General features: G+C 57.0%; 15 protein-coding genes and 1 tRNA gene. 1 reads left to right on the forward strand and 15 read right to left on the reverse strand.

Features of this window, described 5'->3' with window-relative positions; genetic code table 11:
* Window positions 1-381: 381 nt before the first annotated feature.
* From H3T92_RS01020 to H3T92_RS01030, 3 genes are all read right to left on the reverse strand, one after another.
* Window positions 382-531: a hypothetical protein gene (locus H3T92_RS01020; protein WP_186279424.1), complete on the reverse strand. Its 150-nt coding sequence runs from the start codon at window positions 529-531 to the stop codon at window positions 382-384.
* Window positions 532-973: 442 nt separating this feature from the next.
* Window positions 974-2,731, reverse strand: a complete 1,758-nt coding sequence (locus tag H3T92_RS01025; protein ID WP_186279423.1) for an ABC transporter ATP-binding protein — start codon at window positions 2,729-2,731, stop codon at window positions 974-976.
* Window positions 2,732-4,750 carry an ABC transporter ATP-binding protein gene (locus tag H3T92_RS01030; protein WP_144085803.1) on the reverse strand — a complete coding sequence of 673 codons (2,019 nt, stop codon included), beginning with the start codon at window positions 4,748-4,750 and terminating at the stop codon, window positions 2,732-2,734.
* A gap of 175 nt (window positions 4,751-4,925) precedes the next feature.
* Here H3T92_RS01030 and H3T92_RS01035 point away from each other — a divergent pair, with 175 nt between their 5' ends.
* Window positions 4,926-5,900 carry a helix-turn-helix domain-containing protein gene (locus tag H3T92_RS01035; RefSeq protein ID WP_144085802.1) on the forward strand — a complete coding sequence of 325 codons (975 nt, stop codon included), beginning with the start codon at window positions 4,926-4,928 and terminating at the stop codon, window positions 5,898-5,900.
* A gap of 1,740 nt (window positions 5,901-7,640) precedes the next feature.
* Here H3T92_RS01035 and H3T92_RS01040 read toward each other — a convergent pair.
* The 12 genes from H3T92_RS01040 to argF form a co-directional block, all read right to left on the reverse strand.
* A complete protein-coding gene (locus H3T92_RS01040; RefSeq protein WP_144085801.1) occupies window positions 7,641-7,835 on the reverse strand; it encodes a hypothetical protein in 195 nt (64 codons plus the stop codon).
* Between the two features lie 2,713 nt (window positions 7,836-10,548).
* Window positions 10,549-10,622: transfer RNA gene (locus H3T92_RS01045), tRNA-Arg, on the reverse strand.
* 106 nt (window positions 10,623-10,728) lie between these two features.
* Window positions 10,729-11,538, reverse strand: a complete 810-nt coding sequence (locus H3T92_RS01050) for a TlyA family RNA methyltransferase (RefSeq protein WP_144085800.1) — start codon at window positions 11,536-11,538, stop codon at window positions 10,729-10,731.
* On the reverse strand, window positions 11,535-11,678 hold the full coding sequence (locus H3T92_RS01055) for a hypothetical protein (protein WP_186279422.1): 144 nt from the start codon (window positions 11,676-11,678) through the stop codon (window positions 11,535-11,537). The genes H3T92_RS01050 and H3T92_RS01055 overlap by 4 nt, the downstream gene beginning before the upstream one ends.
* 182 nt (window positions 11,679-11,860) lie before the next feature.
* Window positions 11,861-12,925, reverse strand: coding sequence for an HAD-IIA family hydrolase (locus H3T92_RS01060; protein WP_198189255.1), 1,065 nt, complete (start codon window positions 12,923-12,925; stop codon window positions 11,861-11,863).
* On the reverse strand, window positions 12,922-15,069 hold the full coding sequence (locus tag H3T92_RS01065) for a helicase (RefSeq protein WP_332460616.1): 2,148 nt from the start codon (window positions 15,067-15,069) through the stop codon (window positions 12,922-12,924). The genes H3T92_RS01060 and H3T92_RS01065 overlap by 4 nt, the downstream gene beginning before the upstream one ends.
* A gap of 23 nt (window positions 15,070-15,092) precedes the next feature.
* A complete protein-coding gene (tyrS, locus tag H3T92_RS01070; RefSeq protein WP_198189256.1) occupies window positions 15,093-16,424 on the reverse strand; it encodes a tyrosine--tRNA ligase in 1,332 nt (443 codons plus the stop codon).
* A gap of 245 nt (window positions 16,425-16,669) precedes the next feature.
* Window positions 16,670-17,401, reverse strand: a complete 732-nt coding sequence (locus tag H3T92_RS01075; RefSeq protein WP_198189257.1) for an SGNH/GDSL hydrolase family protein — start codon at window positions 17,399-17,401, stop codon at window positions 16,670-16,672.
* A 93-nt stretch (window positions 17,402-17,494) separates the two neighbouring features.
* Window positions 17,495-18,940: an argininosuccinate lyase gene (argH, locus tag H3T92_RS01080; protein ID WP_198189413.1), complete on the reverse strand. Its 1,446-nt coding sequence runs from the start codon at window positions 18,938-18,940 to the stop codon at window positions 17,495-17,497.
* Between the two features lie 17 nt (window positions 18,941-18,957).
* Entirely contained in the window at window positions 18,958-20,193 is a 1,236-nt protein-coding gene (locus tag H3T92_RS01085; protein ID WP_045924607.1) for an argininosuccinate synthase, read from the reverse strand.
* Between the two features lie 59 nt (window positions 20,194-20,252).
* Window positions 20,253-20,789 carry an arginine repressor gene (locus tag H3T92_RS01090; protein ID WP_144085795.1) on the reverse strand — a complete coding sequence of 179 codons (537 nt, stop codon included), beginning with the start codon at window positions 20,787-20,789 and terminating at the stop codon, window positions 20,253-20,255.
* Complete coding sequence (gene argF, locus H3T92_RS01095) at window positions 20,789-21,763, reverse strand: ornithine carbamoyltransferase (protein ID WP_144085794.1); 975 nt, start codon at window positions 21,761-21,763, stop codon at window positions 20,789-20,791. The genes H3T92_RS01090 and argF overlap by 1 nt, the downstream gene beginning before the upstream one ends.
* Window positions 21,764-21,790: the final 27 nt, after the last annotated feature.

The following is a 21,790-nucleotide window of genomic DNA, read 5'->3' on the forward strand; positions in this document are numbered from 1 at the left end:
AACAAAACACTATCTCCCAGAACCTGGTTTCCTCATCCATGGCTTCAGCAAGCGATTTGCTCAAATGCCTGAATCTCAAATGCTGGAGTTCCCCGAGCGGAAACAATGTGTCTCGCAGGTTGTTGGGCGTTGCTTTTGCCACAACGAGAACCGTTATCCGACTTCTACAGATGGAAGAGGCCATGTCAGACTCTTTTTATACTGGGAAGGATCGATCCCTCCCACGAAGCACCCCAGGCAGAACTACAAGTTGCTTGAACCTATCAGGTTTCCCCCTGCGCAGTATGTCCAGCCACATACTGGGCACACTCAATCCCGCCCGACAGCGATCTGTACTCATACTTACCTGATGCTGGCAGTCGGCATTGTTTCACCGGGTGCTCATATAGCAAGCCAAACGGCGAATGCCAGGCTTGCTGCGCCCAATATGCACAGCGCAAACCAGCGCTTGTCCTTCTTGCCCAATACGAATCCCCGAACCATCAGTGCCAAGCCGAGCAAAGCCGCGAATACCATAATCCAGAAACCCATGTTCTAGACCTTACGTTGAAGTTTGATGATTCGATCATGCTGGTCAGCCAATGAGGCGTCATGCGCAACGGTGACGATTGTGGATCCCGAATCGTGGTTCAGGGCAAAGAGCAGAGCGATGATCCTCGACCTGTTCGCTGAATCGAGAGCGGCAGCAGGCTCATCAGCAAAAACAGGCTCGGAATTCAGAATAACGACCCATGCGAAGACTGCTCTTGCTTTTCCCCACCGGAATATTCAAGCGGTTTTTGCCAAATATAGACCCAATGCCCAGAGAGTCCGCCACCTGGCCGAATCTTTCGGAATGCTCCTTGCCTAGTGCCCCTGCATAGAGCAGGGGCAGCTTGATGTTGCCCACGTTGCTCAAGGAGCTGACGAGCCTTGATTCCTGCAAAACGAACCTGATTTCCTGGCTCCTCCATGCAGCCGATTCAAGCTTTTTCTATAAGGACCAGTCTGCGCTCTCGCCCTGCAAGCGAACCATCCGCGCAAACTCACCATCTGCAGCCATAAGCTCCTGCGGAGAACCCTGCTCGACCACACGCCCATGGTCAAGAACGACAATCTTGTCGGCCTGCTCAACAGTGCGCATCCGGTGGGCAATGACCATGACGGTCTTCTCCACCAGTAATTGCGACAGGGCTTCCTGCACCTGCGTCTCGTTCTCCACATCCAGGGAGGCAGTGGCCTCGTCAAGCAGGACAATCGGGGCGTCCTTGAGAATGGCTCTGGCAATGGAGATTCGTTGCCGCTCACCTCCGGAAAGCCTGGAACCGTTTTCACCAATCATCGTCTCGTACCCCTGTGGCAGGCGCGATACAAACTGGTCGCAGTTGGCGGCCCTGGCCGCAGCCAACACCTCCTCGTCACTGGCACCGCACCGCCCCATCCGAATATTGCCCATGACCGTGTCGTCAAAGAGCATCACGTCCTGGAAGACCACGGCATAGTCCCGCAGGAGAACCTCCGGATCCACCTTGCTCACATCCACCCCTCCTACGGTGATGGAACCTGAAGCGGTATCCCAGAAACGAGCCGCCAACCGAGCACAGGTCGATTTACCGGACCCCGAGGGGCCAACCAGGGCCGTAATCTCCCCCTCCTTGGCAGTGAAACCAACATCTTCAAGAACCGGCTCACCCGCCGCCTTACCAGCAAGGCCGGGATAGGAGAAGGCAACGTGGTCGAAGACGATATCGTGCCCATCGGGATGAAATTCCGTACTCCCCTCGGTTACAGGTTCCTCGTTGATGGAGCGAATCCGCCGGGCTGAGCCCTGGGATTGGAAGAGCTCCGAAACCAGCATCAGCGCCTGATCAAAGGGCGAGTAAATCCGTGAGACCATCAGGAGGAATAGGAACATGACCATGAAGTCGATCCTGCCCTGGATGATCAATCCGGCAGCCACCAGGAAGGTCGTTGCCACACCCAACCTCAAAACCACCATGGCGGAGTTCAATATAAGGCCATTGGTCATCTCGGTTCGGACCGTAGTGGCTTCGGTGTCATCGATGGTCGAGGAGAGCCTTTCCAGATACCTCTCTTCCTGGTTGGTGGCGTGAATCTCCCGAACGCAGTCAAGCGCCTCCTGAATGCCGTCACTGACCCGAATCTGGGCCTGCCTCGTACGCCGTGACGAAGCTTCAACGAATCGTCGAGTGGCAAAGATGATGGTGAAAGCCACCGGCACGCTCCAGAATGCAGCCAAATCAAGTGCCCAATTGATGGGCAGAAGCGACAGGAATATCAGGACGGATGAAACGACTGCGCCATAGAGCTGGCTCAGCGCATGGGCGTAGGCATGTTCCATGGTGGCCACGTCACCCAGAATGGTATCGGTCAGATCAGCCAGGTCACGCCGCCCGAAAAATGAGAGCGGCAGTTTGCGCAGTCTCTCGGCCAGGTCGATCCGCTGGGTTCCGGTCTGGCTGAAGACCGCACCGTAGGAATAACTGTACTGGAACCAGGAGGTGCCGAAGAGAATAAGCGCAAAGACCAGGAGACCGGCCAGATAGGGCAGGACTTTCGGCAGAGGCGCCCCTGCCGTCAGGTGCTCAACAAAAGCGTTCATGACCAGCAGAAGGGAGGCCGTTCCCGCCATGATAATCAGATTGGTCAGTGTGGTCCACAGCGTTCCCAAAACCACGATCTTCATGCCTCGGTCGGACAGGGCGTACTTCTTCTTGAATGAGGCGAACACTTATGCCTCACCTCCTTTCCTCTGGATGTCGGAATCACCGGTAGACGAGTCCGTAGCGAATGGCCCGACACCGGGAACGACGTGCTTCTCACCCGCAATGGGGCCTGCGGGATTTTGACCCGTTCCGGCGGCAGCCTTCGGAGAGTTGTCGACCTTCCAGGAGACCGCCCGTTCATAATCAGACCAGATACGGGCATAGGTACCCTGCGCATCAAGAAGCTGGCGGTGAGTGCCCTGCTCAACCAGGTGACCCCCATCCAGCACCAGGATTCGATCGACATGAGCCACAGTCGATAGACGGTGGGCGATCATGAGAACGGTTCGCCGTCGGCCCCCTTCGCCGCGTGTCAATTCGGCCAGCGCCTTCTGTATCAAGAATTCATTCTCGGGATCGGCAAAAGCAGTCGCCTCATCCAGGACCACAATGGGAGACTCCTTGAGGATTGCCCTGGCCAGGGCCACACGCTGGACCTCTCCCCCGGAAAGGTAGGTTCCACCTGAGCCGAGCATAGTATCCAGCCCCTCGGGAAGCTTGTCAACGATGTCCATGCATTGGGCCGCTCTCAATGCCTCCATAACCTGCTCAGGAGCGGCGTCCGGTCTGGCTGCGCGAACGTTCTCCAGGAGGGTGGTCGAAAAGAGCCTGTTGGTCTGGAAGACAAAGGCGACCTGCCCCATCAGATCATGTGGATCGATGGATCTGACATCAATGCCACCCACAGCGACCCTGCCCGAATCCACATCCCAAAAACGTGGCAACAGACTGGCACAGGTCGATTTGCCGCCTCCCGAGGGACCGACCAGAGCGACCATTCCACCCTCCGGCACCTTGAAATCAATCCGATCCAGTGCCGGGAGATCAGCACCTGGATAGGTATATGACACATGTTCCAGGGAAGCATCTGCCGACTTCGGGCGTTCCGGTTCGTCAGCTACCGTCAGAGGATCACTGCTGAGCACGCCGGCAATCCTGTCCAAGGCATCGTCGGCCTTGCTGAAGGACTCACTGGAGAACTGCAGACGAATCATGGCCGTGGGGACCATGCCCGAGAAGACGGCGTAGAAGGCGAAATCGGCCACAAAAGAGGTGAAGTCACTCTGCCCCGAAGCCAGCAGGATGGCCACAGGAATCAGGAAGATCACGGTCCCGTTCAGGGCCGTCATCTGAATGGTCTGGGGCAGGTGGCAGATTTGCATGGCATAGTTCCTGGCTATTCGGCTGTAATGCTCGATGGCCTCATGGAACGCCTTGAAGGAGTACACCGTCTGTTGGAAGACCTTGACGACCGGAATACCACGGACATATTCTGTCCCGGTCTTCGACATCCGCACCAGCGCATCCTGGTATTCCGTCATAAAGGACTGTCCCTGATCGTTCATCATCATGCGGATACAGACCAGGGCTATCAGAATGGGAAAAAGGCAGGCCAGGCCCATACGCCAGTCGAAGACCAGCATCAGTATCGGCATGCCTAGAATCATGGCGAAGGATCCAGCCGCGTCGGGGAGGATATGGGCGAGCAGATTCTCGGTATCGCCCGCCGAGCCATCAATGGTGCGACGCAGCTCGCCGGAGGCATGGAGGTCGAAATACCCCAAGGGAAGGCTCAGCAGGTGGCCTATGGCCGCTTTGCGCATGTTGGATGCGCTCCTGAAAGCCGCCAGATGCGTCATCAGCAGCCCTGCACAGTACAGAACGACGGAAGCTGCCGCAAACCCGAATCCCAGCCATCCATAAATGGCGATTTCCGTAGCCTGAGACCACCCCGGAGCAACGGCGAGGAGGTCTTTTACCGCCAGCCATATGCAGATGTAGGGTCCAAGACCGGCAATCGTGGAGAGGGCTGACAGACTACAGCCGAGATAGGAGAACACCTTACGAGGGCCGGCGAAATCAAGCAGCCGCCTGAGGGAACTACGCCCATGCGACCTCTCACGATTAGACGCACCTTCCCCGCCCTGTGCTTTACCTTCTGCAGGATCCGGTTTGCTTCCCGAATCCGCCTGATCTGTGGTCATCTCTTTCCTCCAGGTTCATCCAAAACTCTTGTCGTTCGCTGCCATCGAACGTAATCTGAGAAGTCAATGCCCGGAAGACCGTCACAGAGCGACGGATGAATCCATAAAAGGTGCGAACGAAAACGAAAGTCCGCCGAGATCGCCATAAAGCCGGCAAAATGAAACCAGGTGAGCCATGACAGACCACACGATATACTCCGAATCCCGCGAGATTCAGACCCTCTATCGCCCCCAGGCGGAGCAACTCGGCATGGAACTCCATCACCGATCGGGAGGATTGGAAGGGCAGGTCGATGGCGACATCTGTCAGGGAAGATTCCAAGCCAATCCAGCGGGTCCTCATTGCCTGGTCATATGGCACGACATCACCTTCCTGCGCGAGATGGATTTCAACGAGTACGCCGTGACCGACTACGCCTGCCTGACCCTGGATGAAAGCCCGGCATCCAACCACGCTCCCTATGGGTTGCAGCCATGTACGAAGCAGGAGGGCAATATGGTCTCCTTGGTACAGCAGGCGGGAACAGTCACCAACCATATGCCGGCAGGCTTCCGCTCGCGGACCCGGAGCATCTGCATCCTCCCCGACTATTTCATGGAGCTGGAAAACCAATGGCCCGGCCAGGTCAAGGGACTCTTTGACGCCTTCTGCCAACCCTGGCCATCCGATATTGCACTGGCCGCTTCAACCGCCCTGTCAAAGTTTGCCCCAGGGAGGCAGGGCCAGACAGAGTTCCTCATCAAAGCACACATCGACCTACTCCTTGCAAGGCTGGCCCAATCTTCCTCTGCCTTTGTACAGAGCCACGAACCGTCACACGACCGCGACCTGGTCCAGCAGGTCAAAGCCCACATCCGATCCCACTTGGGCGGCGACCTCTCCATTGATCGGATAGCCCAATCCCTGTATGTGGGACGCACACGTCTATGCCTGGCATTCAAGCGTGAGACCGGCACAAGTCTGGCCAGGTACATCAGAGAGCAAAGAATGGACCGGGCCCGTCATTTTCTCTCGTCCACCGAGGAGGACGTTGCCTGGATTGGCCGGCAGGTCGGATACATGCGCCCCAGCTCATTCAGCGCCGCTTTTACCAGAAAAACCAGGATCTCTCCAATCGCTTGGCGCGAGCACTGCAACCGTGTCGAGTGAGCTCGCTGCAATCGTTGTGTCCGCAGTTGCAAAGGTCAGGCAGATGGTCACGAAATTGCTGGCCTGATGCTTTATGTACGTTCCTTTACTGAGACCTTTGCCAAGGCTTAACTCAAAAATAAGGTGTTCTATAGAATGAAGGCGATGCTCTCGTCCAAGCAGAGGGGCACCATCTTACGTTCCTCTACCTGTAGAGCAGTTCATATAGTTCTGTATGGAAACGATGGGTGGCTATCTTTGACTTGCTGTCATGGACTGTGCCTTGTCTAACTACCAGCGTATATGGCTTGTGTAATTTGCGCACATTCACCAGCTCGTGCAGGGCATCCATGGGTCTCTTCTTCGGACATGGAATAGTCCCAGCGGTGAATGATATATCAGTGCCACACTTTATATCACAGAATTTGAATTCTGTATATTTATTTAGATATTGACTCATTTATCGCTCATGTCTCCTGAGCAGAGTCTGGAAATTTCTGTACAAGTCTGGACAATATCTTTTTGCAAAACTTAACAGCTTTTGCCTTCGACTCATCTATGTATATTTGTTTCTAACCGTCTAGCCATGTCTTGAGCAGAGCGCTCGTTTCTGATCTATGGCTTCAGCATGTCACTTAATTTGTTCAATGCCGTCTTTAACAGAGTCCCGTCAATTTTATGATGAATTATCCTATTAAGACACAATTGCAGGCATTGCTTTGACAATATAGCTTTTATTTTCTATCGCTTTGTTGTACTGCTATAACCGTTTATCAACATGTTCATTGTTTAACATACCAGTTTAGGTTAGAGAATCTTAAATCTTATGAGAAATCGCTATCAGTGCCGATCGGAGTAATGCAACCTTACAATATCAGGAGAACTGACATCGGCTGAGAGAATAGTGGGGGGATAAATGCTCGGCTTTCAGCCACACTCTTAGACCCCCGAGAGTGATATATAGTCAATATCAAACACTTACAAAAAAAATTTGGTGCTCCAGCTGGAACTGGGAGACTTATTGACGATTATTTGTATATCATGTCATTCGTACATTCAGGTCTAACGATGCCTCAACCACCGAAGCAACAAAGACAGGCCTTTTAAAGCCATTTGTAAAGTATTCTCAACATGAGCGGCATTAATGAAACGGTAATTCATGATGTAGAGAAGGAACCTAAAAAGTTGACGCAATCAGTTTTATCATTAAATTTCGATAAAAATTACGGAAAGAGCCTTGTAAATTTTCACACTCTCCTTCTAATAATTTTGAACGGGGATAGAATATTCACACGAATTATTTGACCAAAATGGCCAAATAGTATTCATACACAAAATTCCGAGACTGCGGGACAATGTCAATCCTTAAAAGAAAACAGATATTACTCAAAATCCTTGGCGACTATCTGAGCATTAAGATCTACCATCCCCACAAAATACCCCTGAGAGATGCCACCGCTCAAGCTAAGAAGAAGCCCAGCAATTGTGCACTATACCCTTTTAGATTCTTGATCGACAGCTTATATAACTAGTCGTTGGAACAATACCTGCATAAAACTTAACCTTCACCTTCATAACCCCCTATTTATATAATCATCTTACAAAGGTTATGGCATAGCTCACACTTATGCAAAGACCTTGCCTACCAAAATGAGAAAGACCTTTATTTGACATAATCTGCAGCCATGGACTCCAAGACACACCAAAATTGGTAATTCTCGAGATATTTTGGGTGTCATCCTGCAAAGTACACGCGCTGAATCACGCATCGTTGATTTCTTTGCAAAGAGTAACAGCCTCTTCCAATATTCTTGCAGATTCCTCTTGTGTTTTTGCGCTTAGCTTTTCAACCTTTTGTTCTTTCTTAACCTCTTCTTGAGCTATTTTCTCAATCTCCTCAAGATCCCCATGAGGCATTTTATTTAATTTATCCATATTATCGTTTGTTTCACTCATTTTCCTAGCCCCTTTACCTTTATCTAAAGCATCATTTCTATGAGATTAATCAAGTTGTCATTAAGCCTTTTACTCCTCTCTATGTTAATAAATCAAACTTATATATTTTAGTCTTCGCTACTTTATGTATACTACTATTTGCCGATTAATTGGAATTATTGTCCAGCATTCACCTTACCTTGTAAATTTAGGGTTTTTAGCTTTTGTATGAATGTTATACCATTTTTTATGTTTTCAAACATCTTTACTGAGATTTTCGGAATTGTGTTCAAGCTTTTCTGTTTTTTGTTTCAAATATTTATATAACACCTCAAGGTTTTGGGTTACACAATCCAGCTATTTTCTATACTGACTTTCGACATAGTTGCTTCTAGACAAAATTCTTACTGCATCAAATTCTAAAAACCATTTTTCATTGTGATGCGATAATTAAATCTGATATTCCTGATTTTCCCCCTTGGCCTGTTCTGATCAGATGGGGCGGGTTACTATAATTTTAATGCAATTTTAGCATATTTCATATTTAGTTTCATACAAATACATCTTGTATCACACACACTTTTAACCCGATAAGAAGTAAAAGCGACGAGCTAAATTATTTGACTCAGAATCAAGCAATACTGATTCGGCATTGAGGCCATGAGATATAATATCGCAACTCCAACAACCTCTTATATACTATAATAAAAAACAATAGCGATAATCTATAGCAGTTCATTATTCAACTTTATTCGAAAATAACAGATCAATTTGAGTACATGGGGAACTATGGATATTAATGCGCCCAATTTTATTGAAGCGTTCTGATTCACTATATATGGTTATCTCTTCCATTCGTTGCTCGAGAAAAATAGCATTCTTTAAAAAGAGAACCGTTGCCTATAGCTTTCTGCCGCAACTGAATGACCGAAGTTAGCAATGGGATTACTGGGCTGTGAGATGGGGTCATCCTCGCATGCACCAAGTTTTGGCTCTAGTCTACAAGCTGAAGGATTGGACACCGCTTTCGAACTGCCTTCATACTCAGACCGCGCGTAGGAGCAAGCTCCAATACACTGGCCCATAGGGCGGTTCTCTGCAAGCACACAATCTACGACCAAAATGAGGTAATCCGACTTCTCTTTAATTCCAGTAATGAAAACTGTCTTCCGAGCCAGAGGCATCCTGAGTGATGTAACACCTCTGATGGAGAGCATCATAGAAACCTCGTAAGCGTCTGGAGCGCTTGGGCTGGCAAAGATGGGACAAGTTAGCTCCCCCTGTCAACAGGATTCCCCGTATACCCTAGTTGGCGAACGCATGCTGGCATGAGACACCGTATGTAGTCCTCTCTGGACTAGACTAGTAAAATCCCCCGAGCAGGCAACAGAACAGTTGGTACACCAGGCAGCAAGCAGGCTAAGCATCTTCAAAACCTTCCTCATTTCGATAGGCATCAGTGCATATGATTTTCTGTGTATCATTGATACCAGTACCGTTGTCTTTTGGGCTGCGATAGATTAGGTAGCACTTGTCCTAGAAGGACATACTCCAAAGCTCGTATTTCACCTTAAACTCGATGCGATTCAGCAGCTCGACTCTTGTGTGGGCACAGTCCGGCATTTCCTTCTCTTATAGCTTTTTGCAGCCAATTGTTCCACCACCCATACCATTGCAACAATGTTAGAGCAGCCTCACCATTCAAATCAGCAGGTCGGTCATCATGCAATTTTACGACTACCGGGTGCTCCGATAGCCCCTAACCAAATATGAGACAAGCCCCATGGCTGGCTCTGTGGTCTTTAAAATAATCTTAAGCTCTCCGATCGCGGTTAGCAATCAGACTCGATCCAGTTAATCGGAGCTCATCAGACTTCCACATCCGAGGCTACTTCCCAGCAATTCACAATTAGCAGACTAGCACAAATAGACTGTTCGTATGGAAACTCCCTGATAAGCCTACCACTGCACAAGGCTCTAGTCACGCGCGCGTAACAGGTGCTGTCCAACAGTAGGCCTCTGAAACTGGACACCCTTTATAGCCATAACAGACTGGCGGCGGGGGATAGTCACACCCTAGACGATGACGGAAGGTGTGTCGTAGACTGCTCCAACGCTACCAAGCTCGTAATCATTCGGTCGTCCACCGGATCCACTGTACGATATCTATGCTGTAAGTTAGAGCTTCTGCAATAAGACGACTTGCAGCAATCACGAGTCAGAAACAAATGCGTCTTCGCTGCAGCAGAGTCAGTCTGACAATGCCGCAAAAGCTTCACCGGCTCCAGCCACGCCAAAAAGCCCTGGGTATGCAAGTCGATCCTTGCCAAGGCCGGACCCAACTGTGCTCTTATGTGCAAGAGCGCATTTATCTACCCACAGATAACCAGCGAAGCAAACCGGTTCAAGCCGAAAACTACCCATTATTATATATACAACTTACAAGTTAGCCAGAACGGTAATGTTTTACCGAAAACAAACGTTTCAGCAGACGATTGACAAGAACCCAGAAGGCATCCATACTCAGCTCAGCAGCGAGACGGATCGTTCACGCCTGACTAAGCAGTGTACGAGGTCCAGCACCTCGATAAGTAACAAATAGGCTCCACTCCGACGGGGTTGTCTTTTGCGATGACTTTTGTCACTCAAATGACACACAAAATCGTATTTTGTGAGAATTCTTTAAGTAATGGAAAAGCCCCACAGCTTTTGTGGCTGTAGGACTTCCACGTTGTGCGCCAGACAGGATTCGAACCTGCAACCTGCTGATCCGTAGTCAGCTGCTCTAATCCGTTGGGCTACTGGCGCATGTCATCTTGACGAGGAACTCGTTTTTGACAACTCACTTATATTACCGCAACTGTGGATTCTGTCCAGTCTGGTGTGTCGCGCGAGAAGCGGGAAGCCGCAGGCTTCAGGCTGACTGTGACCAAGATAGCCAGAGTAGATATTCTACGTTGCCATGAGCTCCGGTTATGGGCGATGTCATAGTGGCACGTACAGCGAATCCATGCTCACGTGCACAGGCCAGGACACGCTCCAGAGCCTCTTGCCTGCGGTCCTCGTCCGTCACAATGCCATGGTGGCCAAGAAGACTGCGTCCGACCTCGAACTGGGGCTTGACCAGCAGCAGACAGTTGGCAGCAGGCGCCAACAAGGCGGGGAGGACAGGAATGACATAAGTCAGCGAGATGAAGGACACATCCGAAACAACATATTCCGGGCGATACGGCAGGTCCCCCGGCTGGACTTCGCGTATGTTGACACCGCTCATGTCAATCACCCTAGGATCAGCGGCAATCCGTTCCAGCAACTGTCCGTGGCCCACATCAAGGGCGATAACTCGCCTTGCGCCATGTCTGAGCAGAACGTCGGTGAAACCACCCGTGGAGGCCCCGATATCGAGACAGAGCCAGTCACGCGGATCTGGCATCCCCTGCGCCGCAAAAGTCGTCAGAGCACCCTCCAGCTTCAGCGCTCCCCGGGAAGCATAGTCATCGCCCGGGTCCAGAAGAATCACATCGCCTGGCTGGACGATCTGAGCAGGCCTTGATACCAGATGATCGTTGACCGTAACCCGGCCCTGTCGAATCAGCCCCTGGGCTCTGGCCCGCGAATCCGTCAGCCCTTGCGCAGACAGGATGCGGTCAAGTCGGTCGCGGGCAAGAGCCACGGTTCTTCGCCGACCGGACCCAGCGCTGACGACCGTATCCTCATCGTTCACTTGCCCTCCCGGTTCAGATCCTGCTGGAGCCCGGCCAGCACCTTGCCGAGCAGCTCAACCTGTTGGGCATTGTCCAGGTCGTCCAATTGAGCCAAATCAGGGAAACGTTCCAAAAGAGGGGCCATGGCTTGCTTATCCATGGGCTCCTCAGGTGCTGACGCAGTTGTATCCTCATCATCTGTCTGTGAGGACCGTCCAGAAGGCTCAGACTCTACAGACTGCTCATTCTGGCCGGTCTGCTCAGGTAGCCCGTAGTGATTGGATTCCTGGGATGGTCCACTCGCTCCCAGCTGTCCGGGCTTGACCTCTTCCGACATGGCCGCTATGCCCCTACGACGAAGGCGGGCAGATTCAGCGCGTCCATGTCTCCACCACGATCCTGGTACTCCCAGAGCGCACAGGCGCAGGCTCGCACAGCATCCAGATCGGACAGGGGATCGCCGCTACCCTCAAGAGCACGCAAAGTGACATGCCCGTCGTCACCCACCTTTGCGGTTTGGCCTCCGCAGTGCCAGGTCTGGTCGGCCTCCTTACTGGGCTGAGGTTGCGGCGCAGTGAGGCCACGCAGGTCTTCAGCCAGATAGGTTGGCCGCCATTTGGCCGGTGCAGTCAGAATGGCGGGTGTTCGGGCCACGCCCGTCAGGACGAGCATGGAGTCGTACCCGCCCCGGTTGGCTGCCTCGATGTCAGTGTCCAGACGATCGCCCACAGGCAGGCATCGGTCAATGTCCAAGATCTTCTTCTGGTCATCGGCCAAGAGCAGCCGAGCCTCGTCGTACATGGCCGATTCCGGCTTCCCGGCCGAATCCTCCGGTTGCTTGCCAGTGGCCAGAATCACCGCTTGAAGCATGGCCCCGTTCCCGGGTGCCATGCCACCTTCGCGGGGCAGGGTCTGATCCTTGTTGGTAGTGAAGTAACGTGCACCGCCTTCGATGGCAAAGGCGGCCTGGGCCAGGTCCTGCCAGCTCAGTTCGGGATACCAGGCCTGAATGACGGCCTCTGGCTGATCTGCAGCCTTGTCTACCGGCACCATCCCGTTGATGCGGATCTGATCACGTAGATGATCGGATCCGATGACCAGCACCCTGGCGCCCTCCTGCAAATGTCGGCGCAGCATTCGTGCGGCGACTACGGCCGAGGTAATGACCTGGCCATCGTCCAGGGTCAGCCCGAACCCGCGCAGCTGATCGGCCACCACATGGGGAAACCGAGATGCATTGTTGGTGGTGTAGGCCATGCGCATGCCGAGCGTCTGAGCGCGGTCGATGCCCTCGGGCGCATGCTCGACAGGATCAGCGCCCCGGTAGACCACCCCGTCCAGGTCCAGCAGGGCCAGACGGTAGGTCTTTGCCGGAGCGTCATCAGTTCCTTTGAGGAAGACGGTCACGATTCAGCCCTGTCTTCATCAGACGTATCGGACTCCTTGACCTGCTCATCATTGGTCTGTTCGTTTTCATGATCGAAAGTGTCTGCCTCGGATCCTGCATTCAGGACAGCCGCGTCGCCGTTGTCAGCAGCGGATTTATCGGCGACAGCCGTGTCGGTTTCGTCACTGCTCTGGTCGCTTTGAGAGCCATCGTCCGAAGTTTGCCCATCAAGGCGAGAGGGCTCTTCCCTGTGTTGTTCCACAGCGTCTGACGATTTCTGCATTCCGGATTCCGGTATTTCGGATGAACCCGCTGAGTCGGACGAACCGGTTGAATCAACTGCGTCGGATGCATCAGCCGAATCAGATGAGTCAGTCGACTTAGATGAGCCACTTGTGTCAGTTGAGTCCGCTGAATCGTCCGAAGCTGCTGATTCAGGGGATTCCTCAACCTTGCTGTCATCGTCACCCTGATCGGATGCATCAGTGACATCAGACTCAGCGGCGTCAGTCTCAGCTTCAGCCTCATCCGAGTCCTCCTCACCGCCATCCGGGTCGATGGAGAGATCCTCTATCATGGCCGAATCCAGGTGCTCCAGGTCGTAGTCGATCAGGATCTCCTCGGACTGTCCGTCCTTCTGGCCATCCTCGTCCTCATCCTCGTCGGCATACTCCGCTTCCAGCCGATCCAGCAGAGGTTCCAGCTCCAGGGCCTCCTGACTGCGACCAGCCTGTTCGAGGAAGTTCTGCTCGGCCTGCACGGCACGCATCCGGTAGTCGCCGCTGAGCCCACGGGCCTTGGCCAGGGCCTGAACGGTCTCGATGGCCTTGTCCCACAGGCCCAGATCGCCCAAGGCTCCGGCATAGACCAGGAACATCTCCGCCTTGGACTCGCCCTGGAGCTGGCTGCCCTCCTCAGAGGTGGCCTCCTCAATGGCCTTGCGGGGATTGCCCAGACCACGCTCGCAGTCGGCGATGAAGGGCAGGTAATCGGAATAGCCGTTCATGCGGTGTGCAGTGCGGAACTCCTTTAAGGCAAGCTTGTAGTCGCCTTGACGGTAGGCCACCAGAGCCAGCGTCTCACGAGCGAGATCGATCCGCGAGGCCTGCCGGGCAGCCCACTTGGCATGAGCCAGAGCCCCCTGGGGATCGGTCTCCTCCAGCGCGTAGGCGGCCAGGATGTGCAAACCGATGTTCTCGGCATGCTCCTTGCTCAGCCCGCGCAGGCGCAGACGGTCATCCTTGGAGAGCATGGACCATTCAAGGCCCTTGGGCATCTTGGGCTCGCCAGGCCGGCGATCAGTGTAGGGGTTCTGCGAGGGATAGGAGATGGTCCCGTCTGAGTTGCGGCGACCGCGTTCATAGCCATTCTGGCGGTCACGCTGATAGGTCCCGCGGCGGTCGTCGTGGCGACGGTCATCGCGGCCATGCTGGCCCTGGTAGCGGTCGCCCCGATAGCCGCCTTGACGATGGTCATCACGGGAACGGTCGCCGTAGGAGCGGTTGCCGTAGGGACGGTCCTCATGTGAACGGTCTTGACGTGGACGGTCATCCCGCGAGCGGTTGTTCCATGGACGATCCCCGCCGAACCGCTCATCCTGCCGACGATCAAACCTCCGGTCGTCACCCCGACGGCGGTCTCCGTGGAAGCCCTGACCACGATCACGGTCACGGTCACGCCGCTGGTAGCCACGACCGGAACGACGATCGCCATACCCCGACCTACCGCGGTCGTTGTCATGATCACGATGCCCGTATCCGCCATGCCCATTGGCATGGAAATCACGACGTGGACGGTCGCCATCCTGTCGATGGCCGTGGCGATCCCGGTCGGAATCCCTACGGAAGCCGCCGTGGCCATCCTGACGATCATGCCTGTATCCGCGATTGTCCCGGTCGAACCGGTCGTGCCCGCGTCCGCGGAAGGGCCGCTGTCCATTCCTGCCCTCGGAACGACGCTCTTCGCCGCTCTCGCTGTCATGGTTGTGGAAGTTGCCGGAACGGTGCCCTCCCGAACGGTAGCCTCCGGAGCGGTATCCGCCCGAGTGCGAACCGCCCTTGTGGAAGCCCGAAAAGCGACGGCCGCCCGACCGGAAGCCGCCCGGGCGCGAACCGCCCCGGCCCCGTCCGCGATCGCCCCGGGAATGATTGTGTTCTTCTGCCATCAGTGTCCTTAATTCCTGCGTTCCTACTTGCCGGCCCGACGCTCAAGCGCGCCCAGGGCCTTCTTTCCTCTGCGAACCAGGGCGAAGCGCCCATGCAGAAAGTCCTTGTTCTCCAACACTTGATCCGGATCCTCGACCCGCTGGTTATTCAGGTAGAAGCCGCCCGAGGCCACAGTCTTGCGCGCCTCGGAGACCGAACGGAAGAGCCCGGCCGCAACCCCGGCTTCCACCAGACGCTGGCCCTCGCTGGCCGCGGGCAGAGCTCGCCCGCCTTGACCATCATCGACCTTGAGGCCGTCCAGTGCGGAATCCAGCACATCCTCGTCCAGCTCCTCCAGGGTCTTGCCGCGGCCGAAGAGGGCGCCTGAGGCATCGATGGCCCCCTGGGCGGCATGCTCGCCATGTACATAGGAGGTCACCTGCCAGGCCAGGACCTTCTGGGCCTCGCGAGCGCCCGGATCCTGAGCGGTCCGCTCCTCCAAACGCTCGATCTCGGCCTTGGGCAGGAAGGTAAAGGTCTTCAGCAGCTTGACCACCTGGTCGTCGGGCTGGTTGAACCAGAACTGGTAGAAGCGGTAGGGGCTGAACATGGTGGGATCCAGCCAGACTGCATTGCCCTCGGACTTGCCGAACTTCTTGCCCTGGGAGTCGGTGATCAATGGGCTGGTCATGACGTTGACGGAGGCATTGCGCACCTTGCGGATCAGGTCCAGGCCGCTGGTCAGGTTCCCCCACTGGTCGCTGCCGCCCAACTGCAGACTGCATCCGTAGCGGTCGAAGAGCTCCAGGAAGTCGTTGCCCTGGAGCACCTGGTAGCTGAACTCGGTAAAGGAGATGCCCTCGTCGGAGTCCAGGCGGCGGGCCACTGTGTCCTTGGCCAGCATGGTGCCCATGCGGAAGTTCTTGCCCACATCGCGCAGGAAGTCGATGGTGCTCATGGACCCGGTCCACTCATAATTATTGACGAACCGGACAGGATTCTCGCCTTCGGTATCCAGGAAACGCCCGATCTGGCCACGCAGGCGCTCGGTCCACTCAGCCACGGTCTGCTTGGGATTCAGGGTGCGCTCCCCCGACTGCCGAGGGTCGCCAATAAGCCCGGTGGCCCCGCCCACAACGGCGATGGGATGCAGACCGGCCGCCTGCAGGTGGCGCATGTTGAGCAGCTGGACCAGATTGCCCACGTGCAGTGAGGGAGCTGTGGGGTCGAATCCGCAATAATAGGTCACCGAGGGGTCGGCCAGCACCTTCCTGAGCTCGGACTCGTCCGTGCACTGGGCAATGAGACCGCGCCACTTGAGTTCGTCGAAAAGCGAGTTGAAACCCGCCTGCCTGAAATCGGTGACCTGCGACATGAGAGGCTACTCCCTATCGAATATTTGGATGAATGTATGCTAAACCCTACTATTCTTGCAACAGATACCGACACGACAGAGCCCCGGAACGCCGCAGACAAGGCCTCACCAAGCAGGAATCCCCAGGGGGCGAAACCAGATAATCACTGTGAATCGACCACTGCGAATTGGCGATTAACCGCTGGCTGCTTTGGCCAAGACGGGGCGGCCGGCTGAATCCTCTCAGCAAAACCACCGCGTCTAAGTCAGGAATGCGCAGACACAGACAACTTATCTATCAGGTCTTGGGGAATGTGGTCAACCACCCAGGCGGCCATGCGCCGGTAACCCTCTACTCCGGGATGGAAGTGGTCAATGCCCCAGAAGTCGGGTCGATCGGTGCCGACATCGTCGCGGGTGGCATCCACGAAGGGCACCGAGGCATCTTGACAGACCTGACGACTGGTCTGAGTCTGGCGGGCTATCCGACGCTCCACCTCGGCCCTGAGCGCCCGGCCCAGGGCAGGATCCCGATAAAGTTGACCGGAGCTCAGGACCAGCACTTGGCGGCCCTTGTTTTGGGCCAGCTCAATGCTGGCAGCCAGGTCATCCCGCCACTGCTCATCGGTGCGGTTGGCCATGATGTCGTTGGATCCTGCACACAGAACCAGCAGATCGGGATGGTCCTGCAGGGCGGGCAGGAACCGGTAGCGCACCCTGCGGATAGTGGCCCCCAGCCGCCCCTGGGTCGACCAGGATACCGGACGCCCCAGCCGGGCGGCCAGGCAGGCGGCTATATCGGGGACGAAGCCCTGGCTCTGGTCCTTCACCCCGCAGCCGACCGCCATGGAGTCGCCCACCACCAGCATGGTCAATGGCTCCAGGTCGCGGCCTTGGTCCGGAGGCGAGCACAGCCCCTGGCGGGAACCGGGCGGCTCCTTGGCCAGAGTGATGTGCTGCTTGGCCCACCAAGCCTGGACCAGTGCCACCGGATTCATGATCGCCGCCGCCTTTCGCTCTGTGCCCCTCCCCTTGAGGAATTGCCGTTGGGCATTCTAGCGCGATCACCGGCCTAGCAGAGATCAGAAGACTCACCTGGGCGGACGGTAGGCAGGCCCATCAGACTGCGAGTCGGCGAAGGTCTGCAGCTCCTTCAGCGCATGTGCCGCCTGGTCCATCTGCTCCTTGACCCTCTCCGGTGCGGTGCCACCCTGGCCCCGGCGAGCGCGTACGGCTCCCCCAGCTGTCAGGACAGAGCGGACCTCAGGAGCCCGATCGGCGGGCACCCAGTCAGCGAAGACCCTGACGAAATCGGCATCTTCCAGGTCGGCCAGCTCGCAACCACGGCCCTCGGCCAGCTTGACACAGGCGCCGGAGAGTTCGTGGGCATGCCGGAAGGGCACCCCCTGCCTGACCAGCCACTCGGCCAGGTCGGTGGCCAGGGCGAAGCCTGTGGGAGCCTGCTCCTCCAGACGATCCTTGTTGAAGGTCAAGGTGGCGACCATGCCGGCAAAGGCGGGCAGCAGGACCTCCAGGGTGTCCACCTGGTCGAAGACCGCTTCCTTGTCCTCCTGCAGATCGCGCGCATAGGCCGTTGGCAACCCCTTGAGTGTGGTCAACAGGCCAGCCAAGTCCCCGACCAGTCGACCGGCCTTGCCGCGAGCCAGCTCAGCCACGTCCGGATTCTTCTTCTGGGGCATGATGGAGGACCCGGTCGAGTAACCGTCATCCAGGCGGACGAAGGCAAACTCCTGGGTGTTCCAGATGATGATCTCCTCAGCCAGCCTGGACAGGTCCACGCCGATCATGGCGGCGACAAAGGCGAACTCGGCCACCACATCCCTGGCTGCGGTCCCGTCGATGGAGTTGGCACAGACCCGGCTAAAGCCCAGATCCTGGGCCACTGGCAGGGGATCCAAACCCAGGGTGGTGCCCGCGAGCGCGCCCGATCCGTATGGACTGGCATCGGCACGCTGATCCCAGTCCCTCAGGCGCTCCAGGTCACGGATCAGGGGCCAGACATGGGCCATAAGCTGGTGGGCCAGCAGAACAGGCTGGGCATGCTGCATGTGTGTGCGGCCAGGCATGACCGTGGTCCCCGCCGCCCGGGCCTGATCCATCAGAGCCTGGGCCGTGCGCAGCAGGTCCTTGGCCAGCACCCGGGCGTGACGACGCAGCCAGATCCGAATCAGGGTGGCGATCTGATCGTTGCGCGAGCGCCCGGCACGCAGCTTGCCGCCCAGCTGGTCCCCCGCAATGTCGATCAGGCCGCGCTCCAGGGCCGTGGCCTCGTCCTCATCGTCAGGTTCAGGGGCGAAGGCGTCGGAGTCCACCTGGTCCTGAAGCTCATCCAGGGCCTGCTCCATGCGTGCCAGCTCATCATCGTCCAGCAATCCAGCACGGTTGAGGGCCCGAGCGTGGGCCCGGGAACCGGCCAGGTCGTCATCGGCCAACCGCCAGTCGAACTGGGTGGACCGGCTGAGCTCGACCAAGGCCGGCGAGGGACCTCCGCTGAAGCGCCCGCCCCAGAGGGCCATGGGCTTGTCGCCGGTGCTCACTGCTCTTGCCCGTCCTGCGCGATGCCGTTGCCGAAGCGCATATCGCGGGCGGCGGCCACCTTGTCGGCCAGACCATAGATGGCGATGAACCCATTGGAGGCGTTCTGGTCGAAGCTGTCGCCGGACTCGTAGGTGGCCAGGCTGTAGTCGTAGAGGGAGCTGTCGGAGTGCCGGCCGGTGACCACGGCCCGTCCCCCATGCATAACCATACGGATGCGGCCGGAGACGTAGCGCTGGGTCTCCTCGATGAAAGCGTTCAGAGAGCGGACGGCCGGCGAGTACCACTGGGCGTCGTAGACCAGCTCGCCCCAGCGCTTGTCGATGTCGCGCTTGATCCGGTGCTGTTCGCGCTCCAGGCAGCAGTTCTCCAGCTCCTGGTGGGCGGTGATCAGGGCCACGGCCCCCGGAGCCTCATAGAGCTCGCGGGACTTGATGCCCACCAGCCGGTCCTCGATCAGATCCACACGTCCGATCCCCTGGGCTCCGGCGCGGCGGTTCATCTCCTCGATGGCCTCCAGAGGAGTGACGGCCCTGCCGTCGATGCGCACAGGGATGCCCTGCTCGAAGTCGATGGTCACCTCATCCTCGACCGGCGGGAAAGCCGGGTCGTCGGTGTAGGAATAGACGTCCTTGGTGGGCCCGTTCCAGGGATCCTCCAGGTAGCCGGTCTCGATGGCCCGCCCCCAGACGTTCTGATCGATGGAATAAGGGCTCTCCTCGGTCTGCTCGATGGGCAGGCGGTGCTCCTTGGCGTAGGCAATCTCCACATCCCTCATCAATCCCAGATCGCGAATGGGGCTGATGGCCTTCAGCGAGGGGTCGATGGACATGATGGAGACCTCGAAACGGACCTGATCGTTGCCCTTGCCGGTGCAGCCGTGGGCTATGGTGTCGGCACCGTACTGGTGGGCCGCCTGGACCAGATGCTTGGTGATCAGCGGCCTGGAGATGGCCGATACCAGCGGGTAGACGCCCTCGTACATGGCATTGGCCTTGAGCGCCAGCATGCAGTAATCCCTGGCGAACTCGTCCCGGGCATCCACCACGACGGACTCGACGGCCCCGCAGTCCAGGGCCCGCTGGCGGATGGTCTGCAGACGCTCCCCGCCCTGGCCCACATCCAGGGAGACGGCCACCACATCCTTGCCGGTGCGCTCCTTGAGGTAGGGAATGGACACTGAGGTGTCCAGGCCACCTGAGTAGGCCAGCACGATGCGATTGTTTTCGGTCATGGCGATCCTCTTTCCTTGTAATTTCACACTTGTCGATTTCCAGTTCGTGCCTTCCGCCGTCATCGGGCCCTGGCATCCTCCTGGCCGGAGACGATGGTCATGAGCCAGTCGGCCCGGGATGAAGCCGATTCATCGTCTGCAGCGATGATCAGAATCGTGTCGTCTCCGGCTATGGTGCCTAGGATCCCCTTGATGGGCTGGCGGTCCAGGGCGGAAGCTGCATATTGGGCGGCGCCGGCCGGGGTTCTGACCACCAGCAGGTTGCGGGCCCGGGCCACCGAGGTGATCAGCCCGGTCAGAATCTTGGCCAGGTAGGCATCGGTCTTGTTCTCCCCCTCGACTTCAGGCCCCTCTGCGACAGCGGCTTCCATGGCCTGCTGGTCGGTGGTGGCGGGAATCCAGTAGGCCATGCTGCCGTCTGCGTACCGCAGCTTGGTGGCATGCAGGTCGTCCAGATCCCGGCTCAGGGTGGCCTGGGTCACCTCGATGCCCTGCTCAGCCAAGAGGGCCGACAGCTGCTGCTGGGAGTTGACCCTATGTCGGTTCAGGGCCTGGCGGATGGCATCCAGCCGGGCCACCTTGGTCGTCGGACGCATCAGCACACCCCCTGCAGGAGGGATTCGTCACCCCGGGAGCGGGCCACCAGCCAGGTCATCAGGGCCTTCTGGGCGTGCAGCCGGTTTTCGGCCTCGTCCCAGACCACGGACTGGGGGCCGTCGATGACCTCGGCCGTCACCTCCCGGCCCCTGTAGGCTGGCAGGCAGTGCTGGAAGAGGGCATCCGGGCGGGCATGGGCCATAAGTGCGGCGTTGACCTGATAGGGCAGGAAGGGATGGGAGCGGATTTCATACTGGTCCTCCTCGCCCATGGAGACCCAGGTGTCGGTGAAGACGCAGTCGGCGTCCTCGACAGCCTGAACCGGATCCGTGGTGACCAGAATGGATCCGCCGTTTTCAGCGGCCAGGGTCCGCGCCTGATCCACCAGGCTTGGATCGGGCAGGAAGCCATGGGGCCCGGCAATCCGCACGTTCATGCCGGCCACTGCCCCGCCCAGCAGATAGGAGTTGGCCATGTTGTTGGCTGCGTCGCCCAGGTAGGCGATGGTCATGCCGGCCAAGGCATCGACCCCGCCCCGGTGCTGGGCCAGAGTCAGGAAGTCGGCCAGAACCTGGCAGGGATGGAAGGAGTCGGTCAGCGCGTTGATGACGGGCACGGTGGCATGGGCAGCCATGGTCTCCACCCGATCCTGGCCGAAGGTGCGCCAGACGATGGTGGACGTCATCCTTGTCAGCACCTTGGCGGTGTCCGCCACGGGCTCGCCACGGCCAAGCTGTGAGCCAGAGCTGTCGATGACCATGGGATAGCCGCCCAGCTGGGCCACGCCTACGCAGAAGCTGGTTCTGGTGCGCGTGCTGGGCTTGTCGAAGATGATCGCCACGGCCTGAGGCCCCTGATAGGGCTGGGACAAATAGGGATTGGTCCTGAAGGCCATGCCCAGCCGAAGCACCTCCAGCTGCTCCTCGTGGTTGAGGTCGTCGTCACGCAGCATGTGCCGCAAACCCTTGTTCATCTCTGCCTCCCTATCGCTATGGTGATG

Origin of the sequence: Bifidobacterium sp. W8112, assembly GCF_016101425.1 — a bacterium.
Classification (GTDB): domain Bacteria; phylum Actinomycetota; class Actinomycetes; order Actinomycetales; family Bifidobacteriaceae; genus Bombiscardovia; species Bombiscardovia apousia.

Coding starts and splice junctions, on each gene's coding strand:
- H3T92_RS01035 (WP_144085802.1), top strand. CDS start 4,926: ATGACAGACCACACGATATACTCCGAATCCCGCGAGATTCAGACCCTC.
- H3T92_RS01030 (WP_144085803.1), bottom strand. CDS start 4,750: ATGACCACAGATCAGGCGGATTCGGGAAGCAAACCGGATCCTGCAGAA.
- tyrS (WP_198189256.1), bottom strand. CDS start 16,424: ATGTCGCAGGTCACCGATTTCAGGCAGGCGGGTTTCAACTCGCTTTTC.
- argH (WP_198189413.1), bottom strand. CDS start 18,940: ATGGCCCTCTGGGGCGGGCGCTTCAGCGGAGGTCCCTCGCCGGCCTTG.
- argF (WP_144085794.1), bottom strand. CDS start 21,763: ATGAACAAGGGTTTGCGGCACATGCTGCGTGACGACGACCTCAACCAC.
- H3T92_RS01085 (WP_045924607.1), bottom strand. CDS start 20,193: ATGACCGAAAACAATCGCATCGTGCTGGCCTACTCAGGTGGCCTGGAC.
- H3T92_RS01040 (WP_144085801.1), bottom strand. CDS start 7,835: ATGAGTGAAACAAACGATAATATGGATAAATTAAATAAAATGCCTCAT.
- H3T92_RS01055 (WP_186279422.1), bottom strand. CDS start 11,678: ATGGATAAGCAAGCCATGGCCCCTCTTTTGGAACGTTTCCCTGATTTG.
- H3T92_RS01065 (WP_332460616.1), bottom strand. CDS start 15,069: ATGGCAGAAGAACACAATCATTCCCGGGGCGATCGCGGACGGGGCCGG.
- H3T92_RS01075 (WP_198189257.1), bottom strand. CDS start 17,401: ATGAATCCGGTGGCACTGGTCCAGGCTTGGTGGGCCAAGCAGCACATC.
- H3T92_RS01090 (WP_144085795.1), bottom strand. CDS start 20,789: ATGCGTCCGACGACCAAGGTGGCCCGGCTGGATGCCATCCGCCAGGCC.
- H3T92_RS01020 (WP_186279424.1), bottom strand. CDS start 531: ATGGGTTTCTGGATTATGGTATTCGCGGCTTTGCTCGGCTTGGCACTG.